This window comes from Antarctobacter aquimaris, assembly GCF_900184945.1.
GTDB lineage: Bacteria > Pseudomonadota > Alphaproteobacteria > Rhodobacterales > Rhodobacteraceae > Maliponia > Maliponia aquimaris.
The window spans coordinates 89,552-101,338 of record NZ_FXYF01000016.1; the positions used below are offsets into that span (position 1 = coordinate 89,552).

The following is an 11,787-nucleotide window of genomic DNA, read 5'->3' on the forward strand; positions in this document are numbered from 1 at the left end:
CCGGCTTGGTGCAAAGAAAAAGCGCCCGGGCAAGAACCCGGGCGCAAGTCACGGAACGAGGGACAGTGAAGGTCTCGCGGGGGTTCCGATCCCGCGATCCTGATCATGAGATAGGCGTAAATGACACAGATTGAAGCCCTGTAAAGAAACTGTGAACATTTTTCTTGACGTTTCCATCTCGGGCATCCCGCGACGCATTCCGGCCCGCGCATAACGCTGTCAGCCCACCGCCGCGGACAGGCCCGTGGCCAGGCTGCGCGCCAGGCTGGGGTGCAGCTGTTCCGACGGATCCCGGCCCACCACCCGCGCCTGGCGCAGCACAAACAGCTTGCCGATGCCCATCCAGGTCCCCACCGAGGGCGCCTCGGGATCGCAGGGAAAGCGCGCGCGCCAGCCCTCCGGCAGATGGACACCGCAGCCCTCGAGGTTGCCCAGCATCCAGACCAGCGGGATATTGGCCAGCGGACGTGCCGCCTCGTAGCCGCCCAGTTGCCCGCCGATGTCGCCATGGGTGCCGCGGAACCAGACCTGCTCGACCTTGCCGGCCCATCCGGGCGGGCAATTCCACATCACCGGGGCAAAGGCGGCGCGCGTTTCGTCATGCGCCAGTGCGTGAAACCCGTGTCGGATCGACGGGCCCAGCGCATGGTTGTGGAACTCGTGCGACGGCTCGGTCAGCCGCCAGAGCACCGGCAGCCGCACGCCCAGCGCCTTGACGGTGTCCCAGACGCCCACCATCTCGATCGGCGCCTCCGGCAGGCAGTGCTGCCGGGCAAAGCTGCGCGCCGCGGCGCCGTGCGGATCATACTGGTAAAGACGATAGATCTGGCGGATGTTGCGCTCGGTCGCGAACCGCGCCTGCAACAGCCCCACCATGTCGATGATCCCCGCCAGCGACCGCACGGCATAGGCGCCGCGCGAATAGCCCATCAGGAAGATGCGGTCGCCCTCGTGGTAGCGCGAAGCGAGATAGCCATAGGCGCGGCGAATCTGCCGGTTGATGCCCCGGCCCAGCGCCACGTCCGGCGTGGTGCGCCAGTCCGTCCATTGCACGCCCGCCTCGTAATAGACCGAGGCGTGCCCGGCCTCGCGCAGCAACAGGTAGGTGCGGCCCGCGTTGGTCTGCTGCGCGCCCTGCAACGCAGACATGGTGCCGTCAAGAATGATGACATGGTCGACCGGACCCCGACGACGCGCAATGGCGGAGTGTTCCGCCGCGGGCCGCCGCCGGAGCCAGCCAAGAACGATGTCATTCAGCCGCGATTGCATCACCTTCCAGCATGGCCCATACGCGCGCCGGCGTGAAGGGCATGTCCACTTGCCTGATCCCATGCGCCCAAAGCGCGTCCTGCACCGCGTTGGACACCGCCGCCAGAGCCCCCACGGTCCCGGCCTCGCCGCAGCCCTTCATCCCCATGGGGTTGGAGGTCGACGGCACAGGCTCGGTCTCGAAATGAATCATGGGCACAGAATCGGCCCGCGGCACGGCGTAGTCCATGAACGAGGCCGTGAGCAGCTGCCCGTCCTCGTCGTAGACCACCCGTTCGGCGATCGCCTGGCCGATGCCCTGCACCACCCCGCCATGCACCTGCCCCTCGGCCAGCATCGGGTTGATGAGGTTGCCGAAATCGTCGACCACGTGAAAGCGGTCGCAGACCACCTCGCCGGTTTCCGGGTCGATCTCGACCTCGGCGACATGGCAGCCGTTGGGATAGGACCGGCCCGGCAGCGCCTCGGTCCGGAGCCAGACCAGAAGGTCGGCGCGGCCCTTGTCACGGGCCATCCGCGCGGCCTCCAGCATCGTCGGCGTCAGGTTGGAGCCTTCCGCGCGGAACCGCTCGTCATCAAAGCTCACCTGCGATGGCTCGACCCCCATCTCGCCGGCCAGGAACTCGGAAAAGCCGGCGATGATCTCGGCCACCGCCGCCAGCGTCACGTTGGCCTGCACCGTGACCGAACGCGACCCGCCGGTGCCGCCGCCCGAGGCGATCAGGTCGCTGTCGCCCTGCACCACCTCGATCCGCTCGGCGGGGATGCCGGTCTGGTCGGCCAGGAACTGGCGGAACACCGTCTCGTGCCCCTGCCCGTTCGACTGGGTGCCGACGTAGATCCGTGCGCCGCCGTCCTCGGTAAATTCCACCTTCACATCCTCATGTGGCTGCCCAAGGATGGACTCGATGTAATAACAAATCCCCAACCCGCGCAGTTTGCCCTGCGCTTCGGACGCCGATTTGCGCGCGGCAAAGCCCGCGATGTCCGACGACCGCTCTGCATGGGCCAGAACGCGGGCAAAATCGCCCACGTCATAGCTTTCGCCGGTGACGGTCTTGTAGGGGAACTGGTCGGGCTTGATGAAGTTGATGCGGCGCAACTCCAGCGGGTCGACGCCCAGCTCGCGCGCGGCGCGGTCCATGATCCGCTCGAGCACGTAGATCGCCTCGGGGCGACCGGCGCCGCGATAGGCGTCCACCACCACGGTGTTGGTGTAGAACCCTTCGGCCCGGTAATACGCCGTCTTGATGTCGTAGGTCCCCGTCAGCACGCGGGCAAACAGGTGCGACTGGATCATCTGCCCGAAATGGCCGTTGTAGGCGCCCAGGTTGGACCGCGTGTGCAGCCGGTAGCCCAGGATGCGGTGATCGGCGTCAAAGGCCAGCTCGGCGGTGGTGGTCAGATCGCGCCCGCCGTTGTCCGACAGCATCGCTTCGGTGCGGTCCGACATCCAGCGCACCGGCCGCCCGGTCACCTTTGCCGCATGGGGCAGCACGAAGTATTCCGGGTAGGGAAAGCCCTTCATGCCGAAACCGCCGCCGACATCCGGGTTGGTGATGCGGATCTGCTCGCGGTCCATGCCGTAGGTCCGCGCCAGTTCGTCCTTCATCGCCCAGACGCCCTGCCCGCCGAATGACAGGTGCAGGCGGCCGTCCTCTGTCCACTCGGCATAGGCGCCGCGCGGCTCCATCGAGTTCACGATGATCCGGTTGTCGCCGATCTCCAGCTTGACGGTCCTGGCGGCCTTGGCAAAGGCGGCGTCGGTCGCGGCTTCGTCACCGATGGCGTAGTCGTAGCCTCGGTTGTCCGGCGCCTCGGGGTGGATCGTCGGGCCGCCGGCCTCCAGGCCCATCGCCACCGGCAGGTCCTTGAAATCGAACTCGATCATCTCGGCGGCGTTGCGCGCCTGTTCCAGTGTCTCGGCCACGACAACGGCCATCGCCTCGCCCACAAAGCGCACGCGCCCCTCGGCCAGCACCGGACGCTTGGGCGCGGCCCCCTTGGTGCCGTCGCGGTTGGGCGCGCGGTTGTGCGCCATGCCGGTGTCGATGCCGGCGGCGCGCAGATCCTCGGCGGTCACGACCAGGTGGACACCTTCGGCCTCTCGCGCTGCGCTGACGTCCAGGTGGGTGATCTCGCCATGCGCCACGGGCGAGCGCAGCACAAAGGCCCGCAGCGCATTCTCGGGCGCGATATCATCGACATAGCGGCCATGGCCGGTCAGGAACCGCACATCCTCGATCCGCTTGACGGGCTGGCTCTTGCCGAACTTGTCCATGGAACTCTTCCTCGCGCTTGTGCCTCTGGGGCGGACATTAGACTGCCCTGCCCCGGTGTCCAGAGCGCGAGGGAGAGACGGCCCTAGCGCATCAGCGTCACGATCCGCCGCACGCCGTAGCCGTTGAACCGGGTGACCAGCGCGGTGGAATAGGCGCCGCAGGCCTGGAACAGCAGGAAATCGCCCTCGGCCAGGTCACACGGCAGGTCCACCCGGTCCGACAGCCGGTCGAGGCTGTCGCAGGTCGGGCCAAACACCGCCGTGGCGCGAATCTCGCCGCGCAGCGGGGTGCCGTCCGTGGCCAGCGCGGTGATCCGGGTCGAGGGGCCGAGGTCGCGCCATTCGCTGAGGCCGCCGTAGATGCCATCATTCAGGAAGATCGCGTCGCCATCGCGCGCCTTGACCTGCAGGCCCAGTTCAAACGCCTCGGCCACCATGGCCCGGCCCGGTTCGCAGACCAGCGCCGGAGGAGTGCCGTCAAAAGCTTCGTCCGCCGCATGGCGGATCGTTTCGAACAGGGCGGGAAGATCGGGCGCGGGGGCCTCGCGGAAGGCCGGGAAACCGCCGCCGACGTTCAGGCGGTGCAGGGTGACGCCGGCACGCGCCGCGATCTCGCCGCAGGCGCGGATATAGGCGGCCCAGGCGGCACCCGAACGGCACTGGGTGCCGGGGTGAAAGGTCATCGACGGCAGGCCGCCACGCGCGGCCACCGCGCGCAACAGCGCCTCGGCCGCGTCGGGCGACGCGCCGAATTTCGATCCGAAGTCATAGACCGCGCCCGCCACCGGCAGCTTCAGCCGCACGGCGATCTCGACGCCCTCGATCGGGCCCAGCTTGTCCAGTTCCGCCATCCGGTCGACCGACCAGGAGGTGATGCCAAAGGCGCGTGCGGCCGCGATCTCGGCGCGCGAGCGCACCGGGTTGTGGTAGTGCAGGCGCGCCTTGGGCGCGACGCTGCGCACCAGCGCCATCTCGTCGGGCGAGGCCACGTCGAAGGCCTGCATGCCCGCCGCGACCAGCCCCTCGATCACCGAAGGATCGGGGTTGGCCTTGACCGCGTAGGTCACTTCCCCCGGGAACCCGTCGATGAACTCGCGCGCGGCGGCGTGCAGCCGGCGCGGATCGAAGAAGAACACCGGCTCGTCCGGCTGCTCACGCGCCAGCCACCGTGCGGGATCACTGTGAAATGCCTGCTGCAGCACCATGCCTGTCGTCTCCTGTTCGCCTGTTCGAGGGGTCGCGTGAGATCAAATATGAGGCTTGTGGATGAGTCAGTCTGCCGTCATTCTGGACGATGTGCACAGCAATATTCGCCAGAATGACGACATGAACCAACAGATCGACGAAACCGACCGCGCCCTGATCGCCGCCCTGTCCGAAAACGCCCGCCTGCCGGTGGCCGATCTGGCCCGCATGCTGGGGCTGGCGCGCACCACCGTGCAGGCGCGGCTCGAAAGGCTCGAATCGCGTGGGGTGATCGCCGGTTACACGCTGAAACGCGGGCCGGGTCTGCGGCCCGCGCTGCGCGCCACGGTGCTGATCTCGGTCGAGCCGCGCGCCACCGCCACCGTTCTTTCGCGGCTCAAGGCGATCCCGGCGGTCGAGTCGGTGCACACCACCTCGGGGCGCTTCGACCTGATCGTGCAGCTCAGCACCGGCACGACCGAGCAACTGGACCGCGCGCTCGACCAGATCGGCGAGGCCAAGGGCGTGAACAGCTCCGAAAGCCTGATCCACCTCAGCACCAAGATCGATCGCGGCGCCTGACGCGCCGACAGGTGCGTTCCGGGGACGGTGGGCGGGGCGATATCGGCGCCGCAGACGACGAAGAGCGCCAAACGGCGTACCCCGGCGTCAGGCGTCCTTGTCTTCCTGCGGGCCGTATTTCTTGAACAGACCGCCCTGGAACATGAAGAAGACAAAGATCGCGGCGGTCAGGCCGAAGGTCTTGAAATAGACCCAGGTCTCGGTGTCCATCGTGCGCCAGATCACTTCGTTCAGCACCGCCAGCCCAAAGAAAAAGGCCATGATCCGCCGGGTCAGGATCATCCAGCCTTCCGGCTCCAGCGGCACCAGCCCTTCCATCACCAGCTTCAGCCAGCTTTCGCCGCGCATCAGCCCGATGGCCAGCGCCGTGGCGAACAGCAGGTAGATCAGCGTCGGTTTCATCTTGAAGAAACGGTCGTCGTTCAGCCAGACGCTGAGCCCGCCAAAGACCACGATCAGCACCGCCGTCACGATCTGCATCCGGCTGAGATGGCCGGTCAGCTTCCACAACAGGCCCATGCAGACCAGGAACACCGGGATAAAGCCGGCGGTGACCACGATGAATCCCTCGTAATCGGTGCCTCCAAAGGTAAACACCCGGTCCTTCAGCCAGAGATAGGCGACGAAGAAGGCCAGGATCGGGCCGAACTCCAGCCCCGTCTTGACCATCGGGTTGACCTGCCGCTGTTCCATGTCGTCTCCTGTCGCGTTTTGTCTCACTTAGGCGCTTCAGCCGCCAAGCTCAACGATCACCGCACCCAGGGCGATCAGGCACATCAGCGTGATGCGCCTCGGCCCCACCGTTTCGCGCAGCACCAGCCAACCGATCAGCGCGGCAAACACGGTCGAGGTCTCACGCAGCACCGCCGCCTCGCCGACCTTGTCCAGCCGTGTTGCCAGCATGACCGACCCGAAGGAGCCGTAGGCAATCACCGCCCCCAGCATGCCCCGCAACAGCAGCGGCCGCAGCGGCATGCCGCTCAGCCGGTGCCGGAGCGACGTCAGCCCCAGCAGCAGCGGAAAATCGAAGGCGGTCAGAAAGAAGAACCAGGCGAGAAAGGTAAAAGGATCCGCCGTCGCGCGGATGCCGTAGGCGTCATAGGTGGTGTAGAGCGCGACAAAGACCCCGGTCACCACCGCGTAAGCCAGCGCCGGGCGCAGCGTGTCGCGCGCGGTTTCCAGAAAGACAAGGTTGTAGACCGCCAGCCCGAAGATGCCCGCCAGCAACACGCCGAGGCCAAAGACCTGTGTCGGCGTGAAGGTCTCGCCAAAGATCAGCCAGGCGCCGATGACGGCGAACAGCGGCCCGGTGCCGCGCACCACCGGGTAGACCACGGTGTAGGCGCCGCGCGTGTAGGCCATGGCCTGCATCACCTTGTAGGCAAAGTGGATGACGATGGCGCCGGCGAATATCGGCCACATATGCGGCTCGGGGACCGGCACGAGGAAGAGCATCGGAAAGCTGAGCAGGACCAGCCAGCTGTCGATCGCGCCGCGGGTCAGCCAGGGGTCGTGCCGGCCCTTCTGCAGCGCGCCAAAGACCGCGTGCAAAAAGGCCGCCAGCAGCGCCAGCGCCAGCGCCGCCTGGTGGCCGGCCTCGGTCCCTTCGAGCGACAGCAGCCACTGGCTCATGCGGTGGCGGGGCGCGCTGCCCCCGTCGCCCTGCGGGCGCCTCCCCCGGGATATTTCCGGACCAAAGATGCCCGGGGCGGGATCATTCGATGGCGAGGCCGGTCAGAGCGGCGGCGAATTCCTCGGGGTCAAACGGCGCGAGGTCGTCGATCTGTTCGCCGACGCCGATGGCGTGGATCGGCAGGCCGAACTTGTCGGCCAGAGCCACCAGAACGCCGCCCTTGGCGGTGCCGTCCAGCTTGGTCATCACAAGGCCCGAGACATCGGCCAGCTTGCGAAAGGTCTCGACCTGGCTCAGCGCGTTCTGGCCGGTGGTGGCATCCAGCACCAGCAGCGTATTGTGCGGCGCGTCGGGGTCCTTCTTGCGGATCACGCGGACGATCTTGGCCAGTTCCTCCATCAGGTCGGCGCGGTTCTGCAGCCGCCCGGCGGTGTCGATCATCAACAGGTCCGCGCCCTCGGCCTGGGCGCGGGTCATCGCGTCGAAGGCCAGGCTGGCGGGGTCCGAGCCTTGCGCCGCGGTCATCACCGGCACGCCGGCACGCTCGCCCCAGACTTGCAGCTGTTCGACGGCGGCCGCGCGAAAGGTGTCCCCGGCGGCGATCACCACCTTCTTGCCCGCGGCCTTGAACTGGCTCGCGAGCTTGCCGATGGTCGTGGTCTTGCCCGAGCCGTTGACCCCCACCACCAGAACCACCTGCGGTTTCTTGGCATAGAGCGGCAGCGGGCGCGCGACCGGCTCCATGATACGGGCGATCTCGGTGGCCAGCGCCTGCTTGATCTCCTCGACCGAGAGCCGCTTGCCATAGCGCCCCTCGGCGATGTTGGCTGTCACCCGCAGCGCGGTGTCGACACCCATGTCCGAGGCGATCAGCAGTTCCTCGAGCTGTTCCAGCATATCGTCGTCCAGCACGCGGCGGACGACGGGCGCGGCAGTCTCGGGCCGGCCCATGAGGCGACCGAGGAAACTGCCGGGGCGCTTCGGCTCGTCCGGTGCGGCGGTCGGTGCGGGGGTATCCGGCACGGCGGGCGCGGGTTGCGGTGCCGGTTCAGGCTGTGGCGGCTGGGGTTTCGGTGCGGGCGCGGGCTGCGGCGTCGGTGCAGGAGGTGTCGCGACGGCCGGTTCCGCCGGAGCCGCCTCGCCGCCGTCCTGCACGATGGCATCCAGCCCCTCGTCGAGCTTCGACGAGGACTTGAACAACCGGTTCTTCAGCTTGCCGAAAAAGGACATGGGGCCCGCCTGATCGTTGCGTTTCCCTCACCTAATACGGCAACGCGCGCATTGAAAGACCGCGCGGGCCGGAGCGACCCGCGCGGAGGGTGTCATATCTCGTCGGCGAAATGCTTCATCGTCAGGCGGATCGGGTTCGGCGCGGCCTGGCCCAGGCCACAGATCGAGGCATCGGCCATGGCCTGGCAGAGTTCCTCGAGCAGGCCGGTGTTCCAGTGCTCCGCGCTCATCAGCTTGACCGCCTTCTCGCAGCCGACCCGGCAAGGGGTACACTGGCCACAGCTTTCGTCCTCGAAGAAACGCAGCATGTTCAGCGCAGCATCACGGGCTCGGTCCTTGTCCGACAGCACAACAACGGCGGCCGATCCGATGAAGGAGCCATGCGGCTGCAGCGTGTCGAAGTCGAGCGGAATGTCGTCCATCGACGCCGGCAGCAGCCCCGAGGACGGCCCGCCGGGCTGGTAGGCCTTGAAGGCGTGCCCTTCGGCCATGCCGCCCGCCGCCGCGATGATGTCGAGGATGGTCGAGCCTGCCGGCAGCAGGTAGACGCCCGGTTTTGCCACCCGGCCCGAGACCGAGTAGGAGCGCAGGCCCTTGCGGCCGTTCTTTTCGATTCCCGACAAGATTTCAGGGCCTTCGCGGCAGATCTTCGACACCCAGTGCAGCGTCTCGACGTTGTGGACCAGGGTCGGTCGGCCAAACAGGCCGACCTGCGCGACATAGGGCGGACGGTGGCGCGGCAGGCCGCGCTTGCCCTCGATCGATTCGATCATCGCGCTTTCCTCGCCGCAGATGTAGGCCCCCGCGCCGCGGCGCAGGTCCACGTAACCCGGCGCGACGATCCCGGCGGCCTCGAGCGCGGCGATCTCGCGGCGCAGGATCTCCAGCACGGCGGGGTATTCGTCGCGCATGTAGATGTAGCAGCGCTCAGCCTCCACCGCCCAGGCGGCGATCAGCATTCCCTCAAGGAAAACATGCGGTTCGCGCTCAAGGTAAAAGCGGTCCTTGAAGGTGCCCGGCTCACCCTCGTCACCGTTCACGGCCAAGTAGCGCGGTCCGGGATTGGCACGGACAAACCCCCATTTCCGGCCGGAGGGGAAGCCCGCGCCGCCCAATCCGCGCAGACCCGAGGACAGCACGGTTTCCTGCACCGCCTCCCAGTCGCCATTGGCGCGCAGATCCTTGAGCGTGGCATAGCCGCCGTCCGAAGAATAGGCGTCAAACCCCTGGTATTGCGGGAGATGTGCGTGGGTATCGTCGGCCTCTATGGCTGCCTTGACCTTGTCGACCGTCGCATGGTCGATGTGGTTGTGGCCCAGTTCCAGCACCGGCGCGGTGTCGCAGCGGCCCATGCAGGGCGCGCGCAGGACGCGCACCTTGACCGGGTCCATGCCGTCCTCGAGCGCGGCGCGCAGCTGCTCGGCGCCGGCCAGTTCGCATGACAGCGAATCGCAGACCCGGATGGTCAACGCGGGGGGCGGTGTCTCACCTTCGCGGACGATGTCGAAATGCGCGTAAAAGCTGGCCACTTCATAGACTTCGGCCATCGAAAGGCGCATTTCCTCGGCCAGCGCGCGCAGGTGCGCGGCCGACAGGTGGCCATGCGCGTCCTGGATCAGGTGCAGGAATTCGATCAGCAGGTCGCGGTTGCGCCGCCGGTCGCCCAGCAGGGCGCGGACCTCGGCCCAGGCCTGGTCCTCGACCTGCCGGCCCTTCGGCGTGCGCCGCCCCTTGCCCTTGCCCGATTTCCACACGCCCTTGCGTTCGTCGAGTGCCATGCCTGTCTCCTCCTGCTCGCCGCACCATATATCCGTTCCTCCGGGCGCCGGGATTGAAAAACGACGCATTCCCGCGTCGCTGCGCCCAGAAAACCGCCCGGTTTCGTCGCATCGGGAACCGAAAGTTCCGATATGTTAAACTCCGGGCTGTAAGGGAGCATTCATGCTGCGGTTCACATTGGCAACGCATGGAATGGTCTTACTCCTCGCGGCGGCGATGCTGTTCGGCGGGCCGTTTCCGGCGCTTGCGCTGGGCTACATCACGGTCTTTGCCTGGTTCATGGACCGGATCGCGGCGCTGGCCGCGCCGGACCATCCGGGGCAGGAGTTCCCGGCCGGCACCGGGCTGTCCGTTTCGCTGGCCCTGGTGCATTTCCCCTTGTTGTATGGCGGGGTCTGGACGCTGGCGGCCTCTGACGCAATGACGCTCGACAAGATACTGATATTCATTGCGCTTTCCCTATTCATCGGCCAGGTCGGCAACGCCAATGCGCATGAGTTGATCCACCGCTCGGCCCGGCCCCTGCGGCGGCTGGGGATCGCGGTCTACTGTTCGATCCTCTTTGGCCACCATGCCTCGGCGCACGTGCGGGTGCACCATGTCCACGCGGCGACGGCGCGCGATCCGAACTCGGCGCGGCTGGGCGACTCCTATTACGCCTTTGCGCTGCGCGCCTGGGGCGGCTGCCTGCGGGCGGGCTACGCCGCCGAATCGCGCCTGCGCAAGGGCGCGGGCCTGCACCCCTACACGGTCTATGCTGCGGGCGCGGCGCTGTCGCTGGCGCTGGCGGCGCTGATCGCCGGCCCCGGCGGCATCCTGGCGCTGCTGGGCCTCTCGGCCTATGCGCAGGCGCAACTTCTGCTGTCGGACTACGTGCAGCACTACGGGCTGCACCGGAGGGAAACCTCCCCCGGCAGGCTTGAGCCGATCGGCCCCCAGCACAGCTGGAACGCGCCGCACGACTTCACCGCGGCCCTGATGCTGAACGCGCCGCGCCACTCGGACCATCACGCCCACCCCGCACGTCCCTATCCCGGGCTGGACCTGGACCGCGAGACCATGCCGATGCTGCCGCAACCTTTGCCGGTGATGGCGGTCATCGCGCTGGTGCCGCCGTTCTGGCGGCGGTTGATGGACCACCGCGCCCGGCGCTGGAGCGAGGCGCCGAAACCGCAGGTCAAGCGCAGGCCAGACCCCGCCTATGGTTAACCATTCATGAATACCTGACTTCCGGGGCGGCGGCGATTCTGGCAGGCTCGCGCCATGAAACGCATCCTCGCCTTCGCCCTGACCTGCCTGACCACCCTGCCCGCGCTGGCGGCCGAGCCCATGTCGGCCGCCGATTTCGAAAACTACGTGACCGGCAAGACGCTGTACTTTGGCCTCAACGGCGATGCCTACGGGGTCGAGGAATACCTGCCCGACCGGCAGGTGCGCTGGTCCTTCCTCGACGGCAAGTGCAAGGAGGGCTTCTGGTACGAGGAAGCCGGCCAGATCTGCTTTGTCTACGAGGACAATCCAGAGCCGCAGTGCTGGAGCTTTTTCAGGGAGGGCGCCCGCCTGCGCGCGGTTTTCGAGAACGACCCCGCCAGCACCGTCCTTTATGAGGCGCAGCAGAACGACGATCCGATGCTCTGCTACGGCCCCGACGTAGGCGTCTGAAGCCTAAAGCGTCACGCCTTTAACCTGAGACATATCCAGCAGCCTTGAAGTAGTTCCAACATTCTTGCTCCGAGTAGAGGTCGCAGACATGACCGATTGCTTTGAACATTTCGGTGAATGTCCTCGCGCCGATCCGTCTGAGTTGGGCCTTGAGCTTAGAGAAGGC

10 protein-coding genes and 1 pseudogene are annotated in these 11,787 nt (G+C 67.0%); 3 read left to right on the forward strand and 8 right to left on the reverse strand.

Going from position 1 to position 11,787, the window contains the following annotated elements:
* Positions 1-219: 219 nt before the first annotated feature.
* The 3 genes from MAA8898_RS21560 to MAA8898_RS21570 all read right to left on the reverse strand — a co-directional run bounded on the left by MAA8898_RS21560 (position 220) and on the right by MAA8898_RS21570 (position 4,755).
* Positions 220-1,272: a T6SS phospholipase effector Tle1-like catalytic domain-containing protein gene (locus MAA8898_RS21560; protein ID WP_370738637.1), complete on the reverse strand. Its 1,053-nt coding sequence runs from the start codon at positions 1,270-1,272 to the stop codon at positions 220-222.
* On the reverse strand, positions 1,250-3,550 hold the full coding sequence (locus MAA8898_RS21565; protein WP_094023102.1) for a xanthine dehydrogenase family protein molybdopterin-binding subunit: 2,301 nt from the start codon (positions 3,548-3,550) through the stop codon (positions 1,250-1,252). Before MAA8898_RS21565 ends, MAA8898_RS21560 begins: the two co-directional genes overlap by 23 nt.
* An 83-nt stretch (positions 3,551-3,633) precedes the next feature.
* Positions 3,634-4,755, reverse strand: a complete 1,122-nt coding sequence (locus tag MAA8898_RS21570) for a type III PLP-dependent enzyme (protein WP_094023103.1) — start codon at positions 4,753-4,755, stop codon at positions 3,634-3,636.
* A gap of 121 nt (positions 4,756-4,876) precedes the next feature.
* Between MAA8898_RS21570 and MAA8898_RS21575 the strand changes: the two genes are divergently transcribed.
* Positions 4,877-5,317, forward strand: a complete 441-nt coding sequence (locus MAA8898_RS21575; RefSeq protein ID WP_094023104.1) for an Lrp/AsnC family transcriptional regulator — start codon at positions 4,877-4,879, stop codon at positions 5,315-5,317.
* 87 nt (positions 5,318-5,404) lie between these two features.
* Here MAA8898_RS21575 and MAA8898_RS21580 read toward each other — a convergent pair whose 3' ends face one another.
* The 4 genes from MAA8898_RS21580 to MAA8898_RS21595 form a co-directional block, all read right to left on the reverse strand.
* Entirely contained in the window at positions 5,405-6,010 is a 606-nt protein-coding gene (locus MAA8898_RS21580) for an inner membrane-spanning protein YciB (protein WP_094023105.1), read from the reverse strand.
* 36 nt (positions 6,011-6,046) lie between these two features.
* Positions 6,047-6,949, reverse strand: coding sequence for an EamA family transporter (locus MAA8898_RS21585; protein ID WP_094023106.1), 903 nt, complete (start codon positions 6,947-6,949; stop codon positions 6,047-6,049).
* An 82-nt stretch (positions 6,950-7,031) separates the two neighbouring features.
* Positions 7,032-8,180, reverse strand: a complete 1,149-nt coding sequence (ftsY, locus tag MAA8898_RS21590; RefSeq protein WP_094023107.1) for a signal recognition particle-docking protein FtsY — start codon at positions 8,178-8,180, stop codon at positions 7,032-7,034.
* A 92-nt stretch (positions 8,181-8,272) separates the two neighbouring features.
* On the reverse strand, positions 8,273-9,958 hold the full coding sequence (locus MAA8898_RS21595) for an NAD(P)H-dependent oxidoreductase subunit E (protein WP_094023108.1): 1,686 nt from the start codon (positions 9,956-9,958) through the stop codon (positions 8,273-8,275).
* Between the two features lie 163 nt (positions 9,959-10,121).
* Between MAA8898_RS21595 and MAA8898_RS21600 the strand changes: the two genes are divergently transcribed.
* Both MAA8898_RS21600 and MAA8898_RS21605 read left to right on the forward strand, forming a co-directional pair.
* Entirely contained in the window at positions 10,122-11,168 is a 1,047-nt protein-coding gene (locus MAA8898_RS21600) for an alkane 1-monooxygenase (protein WP_094023109.1), read from the forward strand.
* A gap of 54 nt (positions 11,169-11,222) precedes the next feature.
* The gene (locus MAA8898_RS21605) at positions 11,223-11,621 is read left to right on the forward strand and encodes a hypothetical protein (RefSeq protein ID WP_094023110.1); all 399 of its coding nucleotides are present in this window, start codon (positions 11,223-11,225) and stop codon (positions 11,619-11,621) included.
* Between the two features lie 19 nt (positions 11,622-11,640).
* Here the strand turns inward: MAA8898_RS21605 and MAA8898_RS26895 are convergent.
* A pseudogene (locus MAA8898_RS26895) lies at positions 11,641-11,787 on the reverse strand (IS630-like element ISSpo6 family transposase); the annotation flags it as partial.